Annotated in this window: 23 protein-coding genes; 8 read left to right on the plus strand and 15 right to left on the minus strand. The window is 49.6% G+C overall.

Annotation, left to right across the window (positions count from 1 at the left end; genetic code table 11):
* Positions 1–115: 115 nt before the first annotated feature.
* On the minus strand, positions 116–1,024 hold the full coding sequence (locus R2103_RS04185) for a LysR family transcriptional regulator (RefSeq protein ID WP_317530267.1): 909 nt from the start codon (positions 1,022–1,024) through the stop codon (positions 116–118).
* Between the two features lie 236 nt (positions 1,025–1,260).
* Between R2103_RS04185 and R2103_RS04190 the strand changes: the two genes are divergently transcribed.
* Positions 1,261–2,058: a glutathione S-transferase family protein gene (locus tag R2103_RS04190; RefSeq protein ID WP_317530268.1), complete on the plus strand. Its 798-nt coding sequence runs from the start codon at positions 1,261–1,263 to the stop codon at positions 2,056–2,058.
* 158 nt (positions 2,059–2,216) lie between these two features.
* Here R2103_RS04190 and R2103_RS04195 read toward each other — a convergent pair whose 3' ends face one another.
* Positions 2,217–2,915, minus strand: a complete 699-nt coding sequence (locus tag R2103_RS04195; RefSeq protein WP_317530269.1) for an SDR family oxidoreductase — start codon at positions 2,913–2,915, stop codon at positions 2,217–2,219.
* Positions 2,916–3,218: 303 nt separating this feature from the next.
* Here R2103_RS04195 and R2103_RS04200 point away from each other — a divergent pair, with 303 nt between their 5' ends.
* Entirely contained in the window at positions 3,219–3,815 is a 597-nt protein-coding gene (locus R2103_RS04200) for a cytochrome P460 family protein (RefSeq protein ID WP_317530270.1), read from the plus strand.
* A gap of 113 nt (positions 3,816–3,928) precedes the next feature.
* Here the strand turns inward: R2103_RS04200 and gloB are convergent, their stop codons facing one another.
* Positions 3,929–4,702 carry a hydroxyacylglutathione hydrolase gene (gloB, locus tag R2103_RS04205; RefSeq protein WP_317530271.1) on the minus strand — a complete coding sequence of 258 codons (774 nt, stop codon included), beginning with the start codon at positions 4,700–4,702 and terminating at the stop codon, positions 3,929–3,931.
* 83 nt (positions 4,703–4,785) lie between these two features.
* On the opposite strand from gloB, the gene R2103_RS04210 reads away from it, so the two are divergent.
* From R2103_RS04210 to dnaQ, 3 genes are read left to right on the plus strand one after another with little or no spacing between them, the layout of a single operon-like run.
* Positions 4,786–5,556, plus strand: a complete 771-nt coding sequence (locus tag R2103_RS04210; protein ID WP_317530272.1) for a class I SAM-dependent methyltransferase — start codon at positions 4,786–4,788, stop codon at positions 5,554–5,556.
* The gene (rnhA, locus tag R2103_RS04215; protein ID WP_317530273.1) at positions 5,556–6,020 is read left to right on the plus strand and encodes a ribonuclease HI; all 465 of its coding nucleotides are present in this window, start codon (positions 5,556–5,558) and stop codon (positions 6,018–6,020) included. Before R2103_RS04210 ends, rnhA begins: the two co-directional genes overlap by 1 nt.
* Before the next feature lie 15 nt (positions 6,021–6,035).
* Positions 6,036–6,773 carry a DNA polymerase III subunit epsilon gene (gene dnaQ, locus R2103_RS04220; protein WP_317530274.1) on the plus strand — a complete coding sequence of 246 codons (738 nt, stop codon included), beginning with the start codon at positions 6,036–6,038 and terminating at the stop codon, positions 6,771–6,773.
* A gap of 146 nt (positions 6,774–6,919) precedes the next feature.
* On the opposite strand, the gene cheZ is transcribed toward dnaQ, so the two are convergent.
* The 12 genes from cheZ to tsaE form a co-directional block, all read right to left on the minus strand.
* Positions 6,920–7,681, minus strand: a complete 762-nt coding sequence (gene cheZ, locus R2103_RS04225) for a protein phosphatase CheZ (RefSeq protein ID WP_317530275.1) — start codon at positions 7,679–7,681, stop codon at positions 6,920–6,922.
* Between the two features lie 33 nt (positions 7,682–7,714).
* Entirely contained in the window at positions 7,715–8,122 is a 408-nt protein-coding gene (gene cheY / locus R2103_RS04230; RefSeq protein WP_090318938.1) for a chemotaxis response regulator CheY, read from the minus strand.
* 287 nt (positions 8,123–8,409) lie between these two features.
* Complete coding sequence (hpnA, locus tag R2103_RS04235; RefSeq protein ID WP_317530276.1) at positions 8,410–9,399, minus strand: hopanoid-associated sugar epimerase; 990 nt, start codon at positions 9,397–9,399, stop codon at positions 8,410–8,412.
* Positions 9,400–9,476: 77 nt separating this feature from the next.
* Positions 9,477–10,535 (minus strand): phytoene/squalene synthase family protein, encoded by a 1,059-nt coding sequence (locus R2103_RS04240; protein ID WP_317530277.1) that lies wholly within the window; start codon positions 10,533–10,535, stop codon positions 9,477–9,479.
* Between the two features lie 67 nt (positions 10,536–10,602).
* Positions 10,603–11,859, minus strand: a complete 1,257-nt coding sequence (gene lysA / locus R2103_RS04245; RefSeq protein ID WP_317530278.1) for a diaminopimelate decarboxylase — start codon at positions 11,857–11,859, stop codon at positions 10,603–10,605.
* Positions 11,856–11,984, minus strand: a complete 129-nt coding sequence (gene lptM / locus R2103_RS14360) for an LPS translocon maturation chaperone LptM (RefSeq protein ID WP_411172448.1) — start codon at positions 11,982–11,984, stop codon at positions 11,856–11,858. Before lptM ends, lysA begins: the two co-directional genes overlap by 4 nt.
* A 93-nt stretch (positions 11,985–12,077) precedes the next feature.
* A complete protein-coding gene (locus tag R2103_RS04250; RefSeq protein WP_317530279.1) occupies positions 12,078–12,701 on the minus strand; it encodes an ABC-type transport auxiliary lipoprotein family protein in 624 nt (207 codons plus the stop codon).
* 4 nt (positions 12,702–12,705) lie between these two features.
* A complete protein-coding gene (locus R2103_RS04255; RefSeq protein WP_317530280.1) occupies positions 12,706–13,596 on the minus strand; it encodes an MlaD family protein in 891 nt (296 codons plus the stop codon).
* Positions 13,569–14,378, minus strand: coding sequence for an ABC transporter ATP-binding protein (locus tag R2103_RS04260; protein ID WP_317532055.1), 810 nt, complete (start codon positions 14,376–14,378; stop codon positions 13,569–13,571). Before R2103_RS04260 ends, R2103_RS04255 begins: the two co-directional genes overlap by 28 nt.
* Before the next feature lie 3 nt (positions 14,379–14,381).
* Positions 14,382–15,548: an MlaE family ABC transporter permease gene (locus R2103_RS04265; RefSeq protein ID WP_411172593.1), complete on the minus strand. Its 1,167-nt coding sequence runs from the start codon at positions 15,546–15,548 to the stop codon at positions 14,382–14,384.
* Between the two features lie 175 nt (positions 15,549–15,723).
* Positions 15,724–17,184, minus strand: a complete 1,461-nt coding sequence (locus R2103_RS04270; protein ID WP_317530281.1) for an N-acetylmuramoyl-L-alanine amidase — start codon at positions 17,182–17,184, stop codon at positions 15,724–15,726.
* Positions 17,148–17,654 carry a tRNA (adenosine(37)-N6)-threonylcarbamoyltransferase complex ATPase subunit type 1 TsaE gene (gene tsaE, locus R2103_RS04275; RefSeq protein ID WP_317530282.1) on the minus strand — a complete coding sequence of 169 codons (507 nt, stop codon included), beginning with the start codon at positions 17,652–17,654 and terminating at the stop codon, positions 17,148–17,150. The genes R2103_RS04270 and tsaE overlap by 37 nt, the downstream gene beginning before the upstream one ends.
* On the opposite strand from tsaE, the gene queG reads away from it, so the two are divergent.
* From queG to R2103_RS04290, 3 genes are read left to right on the plus strand one after another with little or no spacing between them, the layout of a single operon-like run.
* A complete protein-coding gene (queG, locus tag R2103_RS04280) occupies positions 17,649–18,764 on the plus strand; it encodes a tRNA epoxyqueuosine(34) reductase QueG (RefSeq protein ID WP_317530283.1) in 1,116 nt (371 codons plus the stop codon). The two genes, tsaE and queG, sit on opposite strands and share 6 nt — an antisense overlap.
* On the plus strand, positions 18,757–19,968 hold the full coding sequence (purT, locus tag R2103_RS04285) for a formate-dependent phosphoribosylglycinamide formyltransferase (protein WP_317530284.1): 1,212 nt from the start codon (positions 18,757–18,759) through the stop codon (positions 19,966–19,968). The genes queG and purT overlap by 8 nt, the downstream gene beginning before the upstream one ends.
* A gap of 35 nt (positions 19,969–20,003) precedes the next feature.
* On the plus strand, positions 20,004–20,909 hold the full coding sequence (locus tag R2103_RS04290; protein ID WP_317530285.1) for a D-hexose-6-phosphate mutarotase: 906 nt from the start codon (positions 20,004–20,006) through the stop codon (positions 20,907–20,909).
* Positions 20,910–20,932: the final 23 nt, after the last annotated feature.

Consider the following 20,932-nt stretch of genomic DNA (forward strand, 5'->3'; position numbering starts at 1 on the left):
TAGATGGGCGTGTAGTATGTTAAATTGGTACTCAGTGTCCTATTTTTGCAACTATTTGGATGCGGCGCGCTGAGATCGATTCGTTGGGCAAGTTCCGGAGCGCTCTTAAGTTTGCCTAGTCGTCATGCAGCGTCTCGAAACGTTGTGCGAGAAAATCAATTAACGCCCGCACGGAAGGCAGAAGACCGCGACGGGACGGAAACACCGCATGAATGATTACCCGGCGTGGCGCCCAGTCGGGTACCAGCCTGACCAATAAACCAGCCGTCAGCTGGTCTCGTACCGCAATCACTGGCAGCTCTACTACGCCAACACCGGCCACAGCAGCATCTCTAAGCGCAATCATGTCCGTTGTCACGAAGCGTGGCGTGTGATGAATTGTTGCTTGTGTGCCATCGGGTCCATGCAGCACCCAGTTATGCGTTTGTTGCAGGATCCCTCCTAGGCTTAGACTCGGCCAGTTGCTCAAAGCAGCAGGTGTTGCAGGAAAACCGAGCTGTTGGACAAGGATGGGGCTGGCCACCAGACATTGGCTTCGATCAGCCAGGATGCGCATAACCAGATCACTGTCCTGCAATGGTGGGTGGCGCACGCGAAGGGCAACATCCAGTGACTCGCTGACCAGATCGACACGACGGTTAGTCGTTTCCATCTGCACCATGACATGCGGGTAGCACACCATGAAATCGGCCAGCATTCCTCCCACATAAGCATTCACCAGCGGGATGGGGCATGTCATCCGGATTACACCGCGGGGCTCATTTTTTAGTGTGTCTATTGCTTCCTGAGCCGCTTCGGCTTCCACCAGCATCGCCTTGCAATGCAGGTAATAGTTCTGTCCGGCCTCGGTAACCGCAAAGTGACGTGTTGAGCGCTGGATCAGGCGCACACCCAAGCGCTCTTCCAGCTTGGCGATGCGGCGGCTGAGCTTCGACTTCGGCATGCCCAACACTCGGCCTGCCGGAGCAAAACCGCCATGATCCACGGCCTGGACATAATAGTAGAGGTCATTCAGGTCTTGCATAGAAACCCACCCATAGTTTCAAAAATAGAACACTGAGTACCAATTTAACATACTACACGACCATCCGTCTGCTGACCTATACTCTGACCGCTTGCTAATTACTTTGCTTCAGTAAGAGATTACCCTACAGGAAGAAGTAAATACCCTTGGCACTACTACCGGCGGCAAACATCAGCACCATGCCCCTAACAAAGATACCTACTTAACAATAAACTGCATTGCAAAAGGAATTTTCCATGTCCACACAATCAAATGTCGAACGCACGCTGTACGGATTCTGGCTCTCACCTTATATGAGCCAGGTTGCGCACGTCCTCTCGGAATCTGGTCTACCTTATCGCTATGAACGAGTGTCTCCGTTTCAAGGGAGCACGCTCACGCCAGAACACTTAGAAAGAAACCCTCTTGGAAAAATTCCCAGTCTTAGGGATGTCAATGGTGTTGATATTGGGGAAAGTCACGCTATTTGTCGTTATCTCGCGAAAATCTACCCAGAAGTGCAAAAGTTTTACCCTATTGATGATCCTTTGCTCTGCGCACAGGTCGATGCCAAGAATGACTTCATCACTTTCTCCATAGCAGGCCCATTCTTCAACTGGTTCGTTATCAGCGGATATTTTCCAAAAGCTTGGAAACTCAAGGTTGATAAAGAAGCCCATATTTATAATCTTTTTTCTGTATTACTGAGCAAATTGTGGCTATCCCGGCTAGTTAATGGCTCGAAAATGGATCCGTTCCTACTTGGCAAAGAACCTTTTCTGCCAGATTTTCAGTTGTTCTATACACTCGAGCTTAGCCAAATGTTTTCTGAATTGTTCGAAATACCCGAAATGCATCTATTTCGAGACGATCCAGTATTGCAGAAGTTTTACGATGCTATGTGTGAACGTCCTTCTACTCGAGAAATACTAGCGGCCAAAGAATTGGAACTGGAGGTTACGAAGAAGGAACTCTACGGTGGATTTGGTGCGGCCTACCTTGACAAGCATATCGACAAACGAGTTCTTGAAGGACTACTCGGACGTGAAGTCTAATTCACTGGAGTTGGAGTTGCCCCCTTTAAACAGATCATAATGTGTCCGTTCAAAGGGGGCAGCTCCAATACACGAATGTGTCTAGTTTGGGGTCTTATCGATCAGAAAATCACTAAGCACTTCTTCTTCATTCTCTTGTGCTGTTACTTAAGATCAGATTACCAAGGCACAATCTGACCATCGAACGCATAAAACTTCCCGGAATCTTGCAGTGTAAGGTTGGCGATCACGCGGCGCATGCCGGCGACGCTTTGTTCGGCGGTGATCAATGCGCCGGGGCCGCCCATATCGGTTTTAACCCAGCCGGGGTGGAGCAGGACGGCGATGATTTTTTGGGGATTCAAGTCGATCGACAGGCTTTTCATGACGATGTTGACACCCGCTTTACTGGAGCGGTAGATATAGCTTCCGCCACCGCGGTTGTCGGCGATGCTGCCCATTTTGCTGGTGATGGTGACAATGGTTTTGAGTTCGCTGCGCGCGATCTGCCGGATAAAGGCTTCGGTTATTTTCAGCGGCGCCATGGTGTTGACCGCGAAGGCGTGCTGCCAGGCGGCATAGTCGGTTTCGCCCAAAGCATCACCGTACGCGGGGGGATAAACACCGGCATTATTGATAAGCAGGTCAATCGGCTGCTGGGATAATGTTTGTGCCAATTGATCAATCTGCGCGTGATCGGTGACATCCAGCGCATGCACGGTGGTTTGATCCGGGTATTGCGCGGCGAGACGATTGAGCGCTTCGGCGGCTGCCGGTTTGCGGCAGCAAGCAACTACCCGCCAGCCATCTGCGGCATATTGCCGCACAAACTCCAGTCCGATACCTCGGTTCGCGCCGGTAATCAACATTGTTCTCATTTTTCTCTCGCGTATTTATTGCAGGAATAGGGTTGCTGAAATGTGCCGGTTGAATGTGACAGAGTTAATGTTAATCATGATCTTATCAATCTCCAATTGTGTTAAGTGGGTTCCAATTCATGATAGCACTTTCCCGGATGGTTAATGGAGCGTGATCAATGACGTGAAAAACATTGTGCTATGTAGGTGATTATTAAGACTACATATTCACTTGACGAAGATAGTATGTCTGACTACCATAAAGAAAGCAGCATGGATTATTGCTGTTTTTTTGTCTTTCTTTAACTATTTTAAGGGCTTATTATGTTACAGTTTAAAAAGACGTTATTAGGTGGTATTGCACCATTACTGTTATCCATTGCACTGGCAAGTCCAGTAATTGCTTCCGATACGCATCATCATGCACACGGAAAAGACCATAATTTTGGTGCCTTTAATAAAGATAATGTATTGCTGACGCCTAGAGGGTACCGTGAATGGGTTTTTGTCGGCGCACCGGTCACACCGAATGAATTGAACGATGGCAAAGCCGCGTTCCCTGAATTTCACAATGTATACATCGATCCAACTAGCTGGAATCATTGGAAAAAAACTGGTGAATTCCGTGATGGAACGGTTATTGTCAAAGAACTCGTGAGCGTAGGATCAAAATCAGCACCGAGTGGAAATGGTTATTTCGCGGGAGAGTTCAATGGAATCGCTGCGATGGTGAAAGACTCCAAACGTTTCCCGAACAGACCGGGTAACTGGGCATTCTTCGGTTTTGAATCATATGAAGCTAAGGAAGGCGCAATACAAGCTGATGAAGCTTGCGCAGCTTGCCATAAAGATAATGCCGCGCAAGACATGGTATTTACTCAATACTACCCCGTATTACGCGCTGCCAAGCCTAAAAAATAATGAAGCCGATGGCGCAACATTAGCCATCACAAGCTTTTAAACGAGGCAATTTGATTTGTAGTGAATATGAATCAAATTGCCTTTTTATTTGAACATCGTTATGGGGTATATTTTTAGAAGTTATTTTTCCATTCTCGCAATACCGAGAAAACGCTGAGTGGATCCGGAAGCGATATTGCGGCATGCCGCTGCGCGCTATCGATGAGTGCTTGCTGATCGCAGCGCAGGAAAGGATTCACGGCTTTTTCGAGAAATAGTGGCGTGGGAAGCGTTGGGATATTTTGCTGGCGCAATTGTTGCGCGGTGATTTCCAGTTCGATGAGCTTCCGGTTTTCCGGATCAACCGCTCTGGCAAAGCGGATATTGCTCAACGTGTATTCATGGGTGCAATAAATATGGGTATCTTCGGGTAACCGGGCGAGCTTCTGCAAGGATTGGTACATTTGCTGCGTGCTTCCTTCGAATATCCGCCCGCAGCCGCAAGAAAAGAGCGTATCGCCGCAAAACACCAGAGCAAATGGATCGGTTCCATAATAAGCGATATGGCCGCGGGTATGCCCGGGAATATCCATGACGGTAAGACGCAGCGGCAGTTGTGGCACATCGATCTGATCGTTTTCCCGGACCGGATGGGTAACTGCCGCGATGGTTTCATTGCAAGGTCCGTATACTGGCACAGTGGATAGTTTCTGTAGCTCGGCAATACCTCCGGTATGATCGCTATGATGATGGGTGATAAGAATCGCGCATAATTGCAATTTTTCCGTTTGCAAATAATCTATAACGGGAAACGCTATACCCGGATCGATTACCACGGCATAATCCCGATTGTGAATGACCCAGATGTAATTGTCTCTAAATGCAGGTACCGGATGAATGTTCAGCATGAAATTTCCCTGTCTTACAAATGGTGAAGCTGATGCTTTGATCAGATAAGTCCAATAGTATAAATTTAAGCAGAATTTTGATTATGACTGCACAAAATGTTCAACAATGGTTCGAGTCCTCGCTTGGTCAATATCTGATCGAACATGAGCAGTGCTACTTTGATCAGGTTGTGGCGAATATTTTTGGCTACAATGCCGTGCAAATCGGCTGGCCGCAATTTAATTTTCTGCGTTTGAATAGAATGCCTTTTCATTTTTCCGTCGGACTCGAGGCTGGAGCATCCTTACGTGCCGCGCCGGGTTTTCTGCCGATTCAGAGCAACAGTGTGGATCTTGTCATTTTGCCACATACGCTTGAGTTTAATACCAATCCGCATCAAATTTTACGCGAAGTGCATCGAGTTTTAATACCGGAAGGTCATGTCGTGATATCCGGCTTTAATCCGTTCAGTTTGTGGGGAGTGTGCCATTACTTGCGGTCGACCCGGCGGGAATTTCCCTGGAACGGTCAATTTATTGCGTTATCACGGCTTAAAGATTGGTTGAAGTTATTGGATTTTGAAATGGCTGGCGGCCGGTTATGCTGCTATACACCACCCTTTAAGCAAGAAAAGTGGCGCAAACGGCTCAGTTTTATGGAAGCGGCAGGGGATCGCTGGTGGCCGATTTCCGGGGGAGTGTATTTTTTGCATGCGATTAAGCATATGCACGGTATGCGGATTATCAAGCCGAATTGGAAGAGCTGTCTCGATGCCCGGAAAAAAATGGTGCCGGTCGCGCAAAGAGTAAACGAAGCTTCGCTTGAAGAGAAGTCAGCGGAAAAGCTGAATCAGACTGATGAGTTACGCCGATAATGAGCATAGCGGATGCTAAAGTGGTTGAGATCTATACGGATGGCGCTTGCAAAGGAAACCCGGGTGTTGGAGGGTGGGGCGCTTTGCTGCGCTATGCCGGGCATGAGCGTGAGATTTTCGGCGGGGAGCAATTAACTACCAACAATCGCATGGAATTACTCGCGGCCATACGCGCTTTAGAATCACTCAAGCGTCCTTGCAAAGTACATTTGCATACCGATTCGCAATACGTTCAGAAAGGCATCAGCGAATGGCTCGATGCGTGGAAAGCACGGAATTGGCGAACCGCGAACAAAAAACCCGTAAAGAATGAAGATTTATGGAGACTGCTGGACGAGTTAACGCAACAGCATGAGATTGAATGGTGTTGGGTGCGGGGGCATTCAGGGCATGCGGATAATGAGCGCGCCGATCAACTGGCCAATCGTGGCGTGGAAATGATAACTTCCGGAGAAGTGGAATAAACTCAAGGATCTGATATGCGCCAAATTGTACTGGATACCGAAACGACCGGGTTGGAGCATAAGCTCGGTCATCGTCTTGTTGAAGTAGCGGCGGTGGAGTTATGGAACAGGCAGCTTACGGGTAACCACTTTCACTATTATCTTAATCCGGATCGTGAAAGTGATGAAGGAGCGTTGCAAGTGCATGGATTAACAACGGAATTCCTTCAGGATAAGCCGAGATTCCATGACATCTCCAAGGAGTTTCTAAATTTTATCAACGATGCTGAACTGATTATCCATAACGCACCGTTCGATGTCGGATTTCTCAATCATGAATTGAGTTTGATCAATTTAAAAACACTGGACAAGTATTGTGCTGCGATAACGGATACTTTGAAACTCGCGAAGGAATTTCATCCGGGTAAACGTAATAACCTCGATGCGCTATGCGAACGCTACAATATCGATAACTCAAAGCGCACGCTGCACGGGGCATTATTGGATGCGGAGCTATTGGCCGAAGTTTATCTGGCCATGACGCGCGGCCAGGAAAGTTTACTGATCGACCTGGAATATACCGAGATCGCTCAGTACGCCGTTGAAAATCTGGATAGTTTGAATTTGAGAATTATCGAAGCAACGGCTGAGGAATTGGCGCAGCATGCGATGGTATTAGAAAAAATCGCGCACGAGAGCAACAATAAATGCCTGTGGAGAAAGCTCGAAAGCGCAAATGCCAGTGATACGGAATCAATCGGGACGAGGCATTAAATTTGATAGCTAACCTGCAGGGGGGTTGTCAAAACGTTCGATTAGAGAACAGTAGAGTTTTGCCGGTGATGCCGGGCAAAACTCTAGTCAAATAAGTAGCGTTAAAGAGAGGTGAGAATTGCAGTGAATGATGAGGCGAGCCGCAACTAGAACCCAAGACTGGCGAGTAGATCATCAACCTGATCTTGATTGCATACCACATCATTGCGTTTTTCGGGATTTGTGACCGGACCGTTCAGGAGTCCTTCATCAGCAACGATAATATTTTTCTTGGCTGGAACGTTTGCAAGTATTAGATCTATCAGGTCTTTCTCCAAACTTTGCACCATGTTTGTAACTTTCTTGATTACTTGACCGGTAAGATCCTGAAAATCTTGCGCCATCATGATTTCCATCAGTTGCGTATTGGTGGCGCTAGTTTGTTCCGGAATTTTATCAAGATATTGCAGCGTATCAATTAGCAATAATTTAAATTTTTCCGTATCTGGGTTGGTTTGATGAGTTTCGAACGCTTGTTTCCATTGTTCAGATAAATGTATAGCATCGGCGGAAATTTTCTCTTGAATTGGCATGGCAATTTCAGTTGCATTCAGTGTCCGTTCCGCTGCTTGCTCGGTTTTGGTCGCTATATAGGATAATTTATCTTGCGCTTCGGGTACTTCGGATGCAATTGCCTGAAGGCGCTTGTCGTATCCCAGTTCACGCAGACTATCGTGTAAGTTTCTGGTTAATTGTCCAATCTGATCAATCACTTTTTTATTAGTAGTCATTGATTCGCTGACTTCCATATTTTGAGCCATTTCATCTGGCGGTGTATCGGCTAATTTGATGGATTTATTGGGTTTGCTGCTGACTGTTTCTTGGGAAGCATCTTCCGTTTTAGCTTTCATAAGACGTTTTGTATTCATTTTGAACTCATCGGTTTGTTATGAAAAGAAATTCTATGCTTTTACAGCTATTTTGGCTTCCATGTTCTGGAATATCTTATTCAATTTTTCTTCCAGTACAGCAGCAGTGAAAGGTTTCACAATATAACCGCTCGCTCCCGCTTGGGCTGCAGCAACGATATTTTCTTTTTTCGCTTCAGCGGTGACCATGAGTACAGGGATATTTTTTAATGCTTCATTGGCACGTACATTCTGAAGCATGGTTAACCCATCCATATTGGGCATGTTCCAATCGGATACAATAAAATCAAAATTGCCATCTTGTAGCTTGCGTAAAGCTACCGCACCATCTTCAGCCTCATCGACATTGACAAATCCTAGTTCTTTTAAAAGATTGCGAACGATTCTACGCATGGTAGAAAAATCATCCACTACTAAGAATTTTAAATTTTTGTCAGGCATTCTCTTCTCCGTAAATAACAATATTTTATGTACTACCAGAATTGCTTTGATTTTTAACCAGCTCATCAGCTCTTGCTGCATGATTTTCACTTCGCCGTTGTTTTTACGACAGTCAAGCATGAAAGTTTAGAATAAATCTGAAAATTCCTATGAGCGGTGCAGAATGTAGCGCTAAGTTTGCTTTGAAGCTGCTGAGCCGTACAAGGTTAATAGTATTACGGGAGATTGATGGAAGATGTTGAGTGAGAGAAAGTAAGTTTCGCTTGAATAACCGGATTACACGGAATCTAGCGGCAGTAATCGTTTTCTTTGAACCATTTGACCGCATCCCTAAGCGCTTCAACAGCGGGGCGGTGTTGATAACCCAATTCCCGATTTGCTTTTACGCTGGAGAAAAACATTAATTTCTTGGCCATGTGAATGCTGTCGAGTGTGGCACGAGGCTCCGTGCGTGTGAAGAGTGCGATCTTTTCCATACACCACGCCATCGGGAGCATGACATTGATGGGTATGTTGACGCGCTTTTTGCGTGTTCCGTTAATTTCGTCGATGAGTTGCAGAATTTGCAGCAGCAACATGTTATCACCGCCCAGAATATAGCGTTCTCCAGCCTTTCCGCGCTGAAATGCCAGTAAATGGCCTTGCGCGATGTCGTCGACATGCGCAATATTCAAACCGGTATTGACGTACGCCGGCATGCGTCCCATTAAGGTATCCAGCACGATGCGTCCGGTCGGTGTGGGGCGCACGTCTCCAGGGCCGATCGGCGTGGAAGGATTAACGATGATTAATGGTAAGTGGTATTCATCAACGAGTTGTTGTACCAATTTTTCAGCTTGGTATTTGGAACGCTTATAGTGACCTTTAATGCCCGCAAAATTGGCGGGCGTTTCCTCAGTGGCGGGTGAACCATCGGTGTTTAACCCGAGTGTTGCCACACTGCTGGTATAAACAATGCGTTGAATGCCTCCCTCATGGGCAGCTAAAATCAGTGCACGCGTACCGGTCACGTTAATTTCATGCATGGTCGTAGGATCCGGAACCCACAGCCGGTAATCGGCAGCAACATGAAACAGATTATCGCAACCCCTGACGGCACGTTTGAGCGATTCATGATCGCGCAAGTCGCCTTCGGCAATTTCAACAGGGAAATTTTTCAGATTTCTCCGGTCGCTATTCGGTCTTACTAGAGCACGGACTTCATGCCCGGCCGCAAGCAGGCACCGCATCACTGCGGAGCCAAGAAATCCTGTTGCGCCTGTGACTAATGACTTCATGATTTTTTGAAAGCGAACCTGCATTCCGGTTCGATTGGTATTGAAGAGTATCCGGAAACTAAAACGGTAGCGATCATTTACCGGATTTCCGGTAGTGCTTCATTGCTCAAAGCAGCTACCGGCAAGTTCCGGGATGTCAGCTTGAACAATAATTCCAGGATCCAGTCATGACTGGCAAATAAACTGGTCGTTACAATGGTGGCTTTGACACTGCGGCGGCTGATTTTAACTTGGGCTCCTTCTGAAAAATCCCGGTGTTGATTGATTTTATTTAATGTCAGGATGGCCATACCAATGGCCCATAAGCAGAACCTGCGGATTCCTTTTTCTTTAGGAGGGATCATGCTGGTATAAGTCAGCGCATTTTGTAAATGACCTTTGGCAACGGCCAATAGCTCCGCTAATCCGGCTTGAAATTTCTCATCGGATATTCCAGGCCGCAAGTCGCGCAGATTGAATCCGTTTTTAAGAAAAATATCCTGCGGCAGCCAGCAAGCGCCTCGCTTCCGGTCGTCCCAAATATCCTTGAGAATGTTCGTCATTTGCAATCCCTGGCCGAACGAAACAGAAAGCTTCATCAAAGCAGGCTTATGGCGATTGATTTCTTCCGAATAATCGCAGAATAATTCGGTTAACATTTCACCGACAACACCGGCCACGTAATAACAATATTCATTCATTGCGGGCAGATCTTTCAACCCTTCCAGCGATTCCGTTTCCTGATAATCCGCCATTCCCTTAGCCATGATTCGCACGCAACGCTCCAACGCTCTGCGTTGTGTCGGGTTAAAGCTGTGTGTGACGCGAATGACCGCCGGGGTGTTTTTGATTAAATCATGCTCTGCCGGAATGGTATGGGCGGAAAGCAGCGGATAGAGCTGGTGTGCGAATTCCTCGGCTGAAGCATTGCCGCACACGACCTCGGCAAACATATCAGATAGCTGCCGGGTCTGCTCGTTGGTCAATGCGCTATCGTCCTCAATCGTATCGGTAATACGGCAAAGCAGATACGCATTGCCGATCACGCGGCGCAACGTTTCGGGTAATTGCGGGATAGTCAGCGCAAAAGTGCGTGAAACACCTTGCAGGATATGGTCTTGATACTGCGCATCGTCGATACTGGGTTGGCTTGTCATTACGGATTTATCATAAAGCGATACGGCATGTTACTACAATTGAACGTATCTCCAAATGCCCTGTCATTTATTGCGGCAGTATGCGCTCAGCGGCCATTAATTGATCGATCGTCTCACGTTGCCGGATGATATGGATTTGATCCTGATCGACCATGATTTCGGCGGCGCGCGGCCGGGTGTTGTAATTTGAACTCATGCTCATGCCATAGGCGCCGGCGGACATCACAGCCAGCAAATCGCCATCTTTCAGGCTGAGTTTACGGTCATGGCCGAGAAAATCACCGGTTTCGCAAACTGGGCCGACCACTTGGTAATTTCTAGCTTCGCCTGCATTTTGTTGTACAGGCAGGATCGCGTGATAAGCATCGTACAAGGCTGGTCGCATCAGGTCGTTCATGGCGGCATCGACGATGGCGAAATCACGCGCGGAAGTGTGTTTAAGGTATTCAACCCGCGTCAGTAAAATACCGGAATTACCCACCAGTGAACGGCCCGGCTCGATTAACAAGCGTTGTTTGACTGTCCGGGTACCGGCGCATAGCGCGGAAACATAGTCTTTGATGCTTGGCGGTGTTTCATCGGTGTAGCGGATGCCCAAGCCGCCGCCCAAATCCAGGTGCTCAATGGAAAGACCTTGCGATTGTAAGGTTTCGAGTAAATTGAGCATCTTATGGCCGGCTTGCTGGAACGGTTCAAGCTCGGTGAGCTGGGAACCGATGTGACAATCCAAGCCAGTAAACCGGATATGCGGATATTGCTGTGCCGATTGATAAATCCGTCCAGCCTCGCTGGCGGGAACGCCAAACTTATTTTCCTTAAGGCCGGTTGAGATATAAGGGTGCGTCTTGGCATCCACATCCGGGTTGACGCGTAGGCTGACGGGCGCAATCTTGCCCATGTCTTTGGCGATCTGGTTCAACACAATTAACTCAGCTTCGGATTCCACATTGAAACAGAGAATGTTGGCATCCAACGCCATGCGCATTTCATCAACATGTTTCCCAACACCGGAAAACACGGTTTTGCCCGGATCGCCGCCCGCTTTGATGACACGCTGTAATTCTCCACTCGATACGATATCGAAGCCGCTGCCGAGCCGTGCGAAAAGGTTGAGGATGGCGATATTCGAATTGGCTTTTACCGCGTAACAAATCAGATGGCTCCGGTCCGCAAATGCCGCATCGAATGCCTGATAGGCTTTGGTTAAAGCGGCGCGCGAGTAGACATAACAAGGTGTGCCGAATTCCCGGGCAATCTGCTTAAGCGGAACCGATTCTACAAAAAGCTCATTGTTGCGGTAATCGAATTCAGGAAAACCGCTCATTTTTTCTCTACTTGATCAGATGACGCGGTGCTGGCTTCCTCAACCTTGGGAAGGTAGAGCGGCCCCTTCAGACCACAAGCGCTGAGTAAGTAAGCGGAGAGCAGCAGGGCTGGAATTAAACGCATGCAAAACCTCTGGAACAATAATGACGGGATACTAACATAAGAGAATGATAAATTAACCCAACTTGAGATTAATTTTGACTGCCCAAGCCGGGATTAATCGTGTGGTAATGTGGCGGCCAGCCAATTAACCAATTCATCCAGCAGTTGATTAGTCGCCGCGCTTAATGCAGACACCGCTCCCGCTGCATCGGCCGAAGGCGCTTTTGCCGTGATGTTGAAATCTTTCTGCGCCAGCAGTTTGCGTGTACTGCGTTCGATCAAACTGGCGCGCAAACCGGCCACAATGCGGCTATCCGCGGCTGTATCAAACACTTGTGAGAATTCTTCCAGCTCGGTATGTAGTACATGATCGGCAGTTGCGATGCTGTTGTCTTTAATCACTTGTTCTTGCGTACCGGCGACGATACGGTTGCGCAGCTGCTGCGTAAACAGAGCGGCAGGCGTGGCAATCCAGCGATTACTGGCGTAGGTGTACGATTGTGTTGGATTGTGATACAGCAGGCGGTAATGAATCGCTTTGCTATCCAGCCATACCGGCGCTGTCGTGTCCGTAACCAGCAAGCTATTCTTCCGCAGCTGGGCGGGCTGAACCGATGGCTGGGATAACGCTGGTGTCTGGATACCAAAATCGTACACAGCTGTGGATTGCGATTTATGCAGAACAGTACAACCCGGCAGCAGGCAGATGATGGCGAGCAACAAGAGTATTCTGGTCATTGGCTTACTCCTTGGGGGACACAAAACCGGCTTCTCCAGGACCCGGCAAGGGGGAAGGGCGGCCAAATAATAAACTTTGCGGGTTTTCTTCCAATTGATGCAAAACCTTATCAAAATTATGCGAACTACGGGCAATGCTGTGACTGGCATTGCGCAATTCAGGAATCGTCATGGCCAGTTCTTGCGTGCTGTGCGACAAGCTGTCAAAAATGCCATCTTTCTGATTGATTTTGGCAACGGTTATATTGATTTCACCCAGGATCTGATCCAGACGTTTAACCAGCGTCGCTGATTCGATTGTGAGTTCAGTGAATGAGGTGAGCACAGGCTGCAAGTGACCGGCAATACCATCAAAATTGCGCGTGGCTTTTTGAATATTATGCAGAATATGGAAAACTTGATCTTGATTCTCATCGTTCAGCAAATGGTTCATTTTTAACACTAACTGATTGACATTGGTGAGTAAGTCCTGCCCGGATCCGGCGACTTCGTCGAGCAATGAACGGCGCATCGGGATACGCGCGTCATGGGCCAGTTGATCAGTACCGATGCCATCGTCGTTCAGTTGAATGTAAGCCAATCCGGTAACGCCTTGATAGCCCAACTGCGCGTAAGTGCTGCTTCTGAGTATGACATTCTCGTTCACTGAAATACGCACAAGAATTTGCTGCTGATTCTCCGGATCAAATTCGATATTTTCAACTTTACCGATGTTAACACCGCGATAATGCACCGCCGACTGCGGATTAAGCCCGCTCACCGATTCTTTGGTGACGACGAGATAATCGATGCGCTGAATGTTGCTGCCACTAAACCACACCGTCACTAAAGCGATGGCGATGCTCAGAAAAATGACAAAGATACCTGCTACGAGGGCATGGGCACGGTTTTCCATGTTTGCTCCGAGTTGTTTTGTTGCTCAATTTTATGCCGTATGCTTTTGAAGTAACTATTGATAAAAGGATGCGGAAAGCGGTATACCTGGTCCAAGGCGCCGATGACAACCACTTGTTGATCGGCTAGAACGGCAACCCGGTCGGATAGCGCGACCAATGTATCCAAATCATGCGTCACCATGACAATCGTCAGATCCATTTCGCTGCGCAATGCCAGCACTAATTCTACGAAACTTTCACTCAGCTCGGGGTCCAGTCCGGCGGTGGGTTCGTCCAGAAACAGTATTTCCGGATCCAATGCCAGCGCTCTTGCCAGCGCCACGCGTTTGATCATGCCGCCGGATAAGGCGGCGGGCATTTTGTTCGCGTGCTCGGGTCCGATGGCCACCATATTCAGTTTAACCATCACCAGATCCCGGATCATGTCTTCGCTCAAGGTGTGCAATTCACGCAAAGGCAGCGCAATATTATCAAATACAGTCAACGCGCTGAATAATGCGCCTTGCTGAAAAAGCACGCCTGAACGGCTGCGGATATTTTTTCTGTGTGGATTGATGTCAGCGTTTGAACGAGTGCCGCCAAAAACTTTGACGCTGCCTTGCGACGGTTCTTCCAATCCCAGCATCTGGCGTAACAACGTGGTTTTTCCGCTGCCCGATCCGCCGATCAGTGTCAGTACTTCACCGCGGTAAACGCATAAATTGATATCGCGATGCACGATATGATTTCCGAAACGGGTATAGAGCGATTCAATCTCGATGATGCATTCCGGTTTTGTCATCATCTAGGTAAGCCCCACGTCTGAGAATAACACGGCAAAAATGGCATCGATAATGATCACCATGGTGATTGCGGTTACCACCGAAGAGGTGGTGCCTTCACCCAGGCTTTCGGTATTGGGTTTGATCCTTAAACCAAAATGACAGGCGATGAGTGCGATGACCATGCCGCATACAGCCCCTTTGCCGAGTCCGAGCCATAAGTTGGCGATAGGCACTGCGTCCGGCAGCGCTGACAAAAAGTATTGCGAGTTCAAACCTAACTGCCATTCCGCAGCGACTATTCCGCCCAGCAAAGCGATCGCGCTGGTCCATACCACCAGCAAAGGCATCGCGATACCGAGTCCCAGCACTTTCGGTAATATCAGACGCTGGCTATGCGAGATGCCCATCACCGTCAGGGCATCCAATTCCTGAGTTACGCGCATGACACCGAGTTGCGCCGTCATCGACGACCCAGAGCGGCCGGCAACCAGGATCGCCGCCAGCATGGGGCCCAGTTCACGGATGATACTGATTCCCAATATGTTGATAATAAAGATATCGGCGCCAAATAACTGCAATTGTTTGGAAGAAAGATAGCTTAAAACAATACCGATCAGAAATCCGACCAGCGCGGTAATGCCGAGCGCCTGCGCCCCGGTGCGGTATAAGTTGGCAGAGATTTCGCGCCAGGGGATATAAACCGGGTTGCGGAATAAATAAATCACATCAAGCAGCAATTGGCCAATTAAGCTGACCAGACCGATGGCATGTTGCCATAACAGCAAGGCCAATCCGCCCAGAGCGGTTAAAGGCCAGAGCAAATCCCGGTATGGGGTTTCCGTTTTGATCGCTGGCAATTGCTCCAGACGCGCAAACATTTTTTCGTGTTCCGGGCGCAGCAGAAGATGTTCCGGCCGCTGCGCTTTCCACGCACGCCACAGCAGGGTCGTGCCCGCGATATCCATTTGCTGGATGCCGGTCAGATCCCAGTACAGATCGCGATTTTTGGCTTGCTTGCTCAGCTCATCCATGAGTGACTTGAGGATCGGCTCTAGCGCCGTCAACGTATAGTTACCGGTTAAAACGATATGCGCGAGACCAGCTCTGGTGGAAAGCTGAAACCATTGTTGCATCGTATTGGCAGGCGGATCGCTGGTGTGCATTAATTCTGGCTTGGGTTCATTCATAGGAATGCCAAGTATAGTCATAAACAATCGGGATAATTTTTACTCTTTAAAAATCCGGATATCCTTTTTAAGGATACTCTGATCTGACCGGCTAACAGCAGTTATTGTAACGTGTTACAGCAAAACAGTTGAATCGGATTGCGGGCGCGGCAGGAAAAACAGAAACGCAACGGCGCTATTGGGTCTGCGCGACGGCAGCGCGTGCCAGGGCCGGATTATCCGAAAAGTATTTCTTGATGCCCAGGAACATCGCGTCCGCCATTCTATCCTGATAGCCCTTGCTGCGTAGTTTTTCTTCTTCTTTGGGATTGCTGAGAAACGCGGTTTCCACCAGGATGGAAGGAATGTCGGGTGATTTCAGCACCGCGAAACCCGCTTGCTCGACATTTCTTTTGTGCAAGTGATTAATGCCGCCTAACTGTTTTAAAACGTATTCGGCGAGCTTCACGCTATCGTTGATAGTCGCATTCAGCGACAGATCCAGCAGCAGCTCCTTGATGTCTTTTGATTTCGAGGTGATATCGATGCCGCCCATCAAATCGCTATCAACGCTGTTTTCCTTGTTGGCAAGCCAGCTTGCCGTGGTCGAGGTGGCGCCATGTTCGGACAGCGTGAAAACCGAGGAACCGTGAGCATGTGCTTTGGGATTGGCATCGGCATGGATCGACACGAACAAGTCGGCATTGGCGCGCCGGGCGTTAATGCGGCGTTGCGGCAGTGAAATGTAATAATCGCCGTCACGGGTCAGAACGGCGCGCATATTGGGTTCCTTGTCGATCCGCTCTTTCAGTTTTCGCGCGATCGCCAGGGTTACATCTTTCTCGTAGGTGCCCTGATTGCCGACTGCACCGGGATCCTTGCCGCCATGACCGGGATCGATGGCGACGATAATGATGCGTGGAGCCTTGCTGGGTTTGCGGTTTTGCGCAGTGGGAGACGAAGCGGGAGAATTATTGTTCTGCTTGGCTTGATTCAACTGCGGCTTGGGCGCGTGCGGCCAGACAAGCGGGGCTTGCGGGCTGGTTTTGGGTTGTTTGGCGCCGCCTTGCACCAGCGTGGCAACCAATTCATCCAAAACATCCGCTTCAAAATCCGTGCTAGCAGCAGAACCGGAGCGGGCAGTCTGATCCGCCTTGCCGGTTTTATCCGGATGATGGATATCCAGAATCAAGCGATGCGCAAAATTCTCCTTGGGCTCGATCACAAAGGTGCGCGGCACGACATTGGCTTTCAGATCGAACACCAGCCGGATGACGTGCGGTTTATATTGCCCGACGCGGATTTTCTGCACGAAAGGATCGATCGCATCGACCTTTTGCGGGAGTACCGAAAGCGCCTGTGAGAGTTTGGTATTGCTTAAATCGATAACCACGCGGTGCGGGTTTTCCAGCATGCTTAATTCATATTCAAGCGGCTGATTGGACTCCAGGGTGATGCGCGTGTAATCCGGCGTTAATCCGACACGAACCGATTGAACGGTGGTATCTGCGGCCAGCACTGTTTGACTGGAGCCTATCCAGCAACAGAAAAAGACCAATATAAAAAATATCAGGAAGTTATTTTTGACGGCAGCATAGGTGTTGCTATTGGAATACGCAATCACTCGCTTTTTGGGTTGTTCCAATGTATCAAACATTGTTTTCCTGCCTCTGTGCCAGCCCGGATTTCAATCCTGCGGCCGTTGTCAAGAATGCTGAAGATGAGCTGCAAATCGGCTTCCGGCAATAAATTGCCTGCTTTTTCAGGCCATTCCACCAAACAAATTGCGTCTGAATTAAAGTAATCGCGGAAGCCTGCTTCTTCCCATTCGAGGTAATCATTGAACCGATAAAAATCAAAGTGATACAAGTATAACGCAGAGATTTTATAGATTTCAACTAAATTATAGGTAGGACTTTTGACTACATGCTGATATCCGAGGCCGTGTAGAATACCGCGCGTCAAGGTTGTTTTGCCTGCACCGAGATTGCCGCTCAGATAAATGGCCAGTCCGGAATGCAAGCAGGCAGCCAGTTTTTTACCGAATGCCAGCGTTGCCGCTTCATCTGCAAGAAAGCAGGTAACACATTGTGCTGATTCAGTATCTGTCGAACGAGCGTTATGCAAGAAAATACCTCAACCAATAAATTGCCGGATTACACCGCCTTGGCGGCTGCCATCAAAACCTGGGGCAAGGAACTCGGATTTCACGATGTCCGCATCGCCGATGCGCAGGCGGATATGTCGGTGGTGGAATCCGGTCTGTTCCAATGGCTGGCGCAAGGATACCACGGTGACATGGATTATATGGCGAAACATGGCACCAAACGTACCCGGCCCGCCGAGCTTGAGCCCGGCACGCAGCGGGTGGTTTCGGTGTGCATGAACTATGCGCCGCCCGCGGTCAAAAATAGCTGGGATGTGATCCATGACGGTGACCGGGCATTCATTTCGCGCTATGCGCTGGGGCGCGATTACCATAAAGTGATCCGTGCCCGGCTGCAAAAATTGGCCGACCGGATAACCAGCGAAGTCGGCGCTTTTCAGTATCGGGTATTTTCCGACAGCGCGCCGGTGATGGAAGTGGCCTGGGCGCAGAAATCCGGCCTGGGGTGGCGCGGCAAACACACATTATTGTTGAACCGGCAAGCCGGTTCGATGTTTTTCCTCGGTGAGATGTATATCGATTTGCCGCTGCCCGCCGACGATGCGGTGGGGGATTATTGCGGCAGTTGCTCCCGCTGCATCGATATTTGTCCGACGCAAGCGATCATCGGGCCGTATCAAGTCGACGCGCGCCGTTGCATTTCCTATCTCACCATCGAATCGAAAGACAGCATTCCCGAGCCATTGCGGCCGCTGATCGGTAACCGCATTTACGGCTGCGACGATTGCCAATTGGTATGCCCGTGGAATAAATACGCCAAAATTACCCAAGAAAACGACTTTCATGTGCGTAATGGCATGGACGATGTGTCGCTCATTGAATTATTCGGTTGGAATCAAGCCACATTCGAGGCAAAACTGGCCGGCAGCGCGATCCGCCGCATCGGTCATACGCAATGGCTGCGCAATATCGCCGTCGGTTTGGGCAACGCGCCTTATTCCGCGGAAATCGTCAGCGCACTGCAAGCGCGCGCGGACGATCCATCGGACATGGTGCGCGAGCATGTGCAGTGGGCGTTACAGCAACAGAATGATAAGAGAACAACAACGAAGGAAACCAAAAATGAATAAACGATCGATCATCGGCACGCCGCTGAGTCCCTCGGCGACCAAAGTCATGCTGCTCGGCAGCGGCGAACTCGGCAAGGAAGTCATTATCGCGTTGCAGCGCTTGGGCGTTGAAACCATTGCGGTCGACCGCTACGCCAACGCGCCGGGGCATCAAGTGGCGCACCGCGCGCATGTGATCAATATGGCGGATGGGCAGGCATTGCGTGCGCTGATCGAACTGGAGCGGCCCGATATCATCGTGCCGGAAATCGAGGCGATTGCCACCGATATGCTGATCGAAATTGAGCAAGCCGGTATCGCGACAGTGATCCCGACGGCCCGCGCCGCGAAACTGACGATGAATCGCGAAGGTATCCGCTGTCTGGCGGCGGAAACGCTCGGCTTGCCGACTTCGCCGTATGCTTTTGCCAATAGCCTGGATGAATTGCGCGCCGCGATCGACGGCAAAATCGGTTATCCCTGCATCGTCAAACCGGTCATGTCGTCATCCGGAAAAGGGCAATCGCGTATCGATCACGTTGGGGAAGTGAAAGCAGCGTGGGATTATGCCGCCAGTGGCAGCCGCGTCGATCAAGGGCGTGTCATCGTCGAGGGCGTGATTCATTTCGATTATGAAATCACGCAACTGACTGTGCGTGCGCTGGATGCCGGTGGCAACATCAAAACCCATTTCTGCGAACCGATCGGCCATGTGCAGGTACATGGCGATTATGTCGAAAGCTGGCAACCGCAGGCGATGTCCCTGGCGGCACTGCAACGTGCACGGGAAATCGCCAAGATCATCACCGATGATTTAGGCGGGTTGGGCATTTTTGGCGTGGAATTGTTCGTCAAAGGCGACGACGTGTGGTTCAGCGAAGTCAGCCCGCGACCGCACGACACCGGTATGGTGACGATGTGCAGCCAAAAACAGAGCGAGTTCGACTTGCACGCGCGCGCGATTTTGGGGCTGCCGGTCGATACGGCGCTGCTCGCACCCGGCGCCAGCGCGGTGATCTACGGTCAGCTCGAAGCCAAAGGCATTGCGTTCTCCGGCGTGGTTGACGCACTCAAGGTGCCGCAAAGCGATATCCGCCTGTTCGGCAAGCCGGAATCGTTCAAACGGCGGCGTATGGGCGTTGCATTGGCCAATGGTACGGATACGAATCAAGCGCGTGAGCGTGCTAAACTCGCCGCCAGTAAAGTACTGCCGGTCAAAATTTAACTCTTCAAATCAATCGACAATAAAGGAAAAACAACATGACTATCGAACAACTGAACGCCAATTTTGCCATTGCAGGTCAACTCGAATTTATCGCCGGTAACGGTGGACTGCCGATGATTCAAGTGAAAACCGCCAAAGCTAAAGCACTGATTTCGGTTCATGCCGGTCAGGTGCTGTCGTATCAGCCCGCCGGTGAGCCGGAAGACGTGATGTTCTTGAGCGCGAAAGCGTATTACCAGGACGGTAAAGCCATCAAAGGCGGTGCACCAATTTGCTGGCCGTGGTTCGGCGCCGATCCCGAAGGCAAAGGCCGCCCAGGGCACGGTTTCGTGCGCAACCGCGGCTGGAACGTAGTGGCGACCGAAGCATTGAGTGACGGCGATATCAAAGTCACCGTCGGACTCGACGATACGCCGGAAACGCAAGCCATTTGGCCGCATGCGTTCAGTCTGCGGCAGGAAATCGTCATCGGCGACTCGTTAAACCTGTCGCTGATCACGCGCAACACCGGCAAGGAAAAATTCACCATCACACAAGCATTCCATACCTATTTCAAGGTCGGAGACATTACTCGCGCGAAAGTAGTGGGACTCGCCGGTTGTGACTATCTCGACAAAGCCGGTGGCGGCAACACGCAAAAACACCAAACCGGTGACGTCACCATCGACGCCGAAGTCGACCGCATTTATCTCAATGTTGGCAATACCCTGACCATCGACGATGAAGCCCTCAATCGCCGCATCCAAATCACCTCACAAGGCAGCAAAACCGCGGTGGTATGGAACCCGTGGGAGAAAATCGCCAGAGATATGGCCGATTTGGAAGATCACGATTACCAGCGCCTGTTGTGCGTGGAAACGACCAATGCGGCGGATGATGTCATCGAAGTGGCACCGGGTGGGGAATGCCAGTTGGTATCTAATTATAAGATAATTCCTTAATTTAATTTAATTTATTAAAGTAG

Origin of the sequence: Nitrosomonas sp. Is24 (assembly GCF_033063335.1) — a bacterium.
Classification (GTDB): Bacteria; Pseudomonadota; Gammaproteobacteria; order Burkholderiales; family Nitrosomonadaceae; genus Nitrosomonas.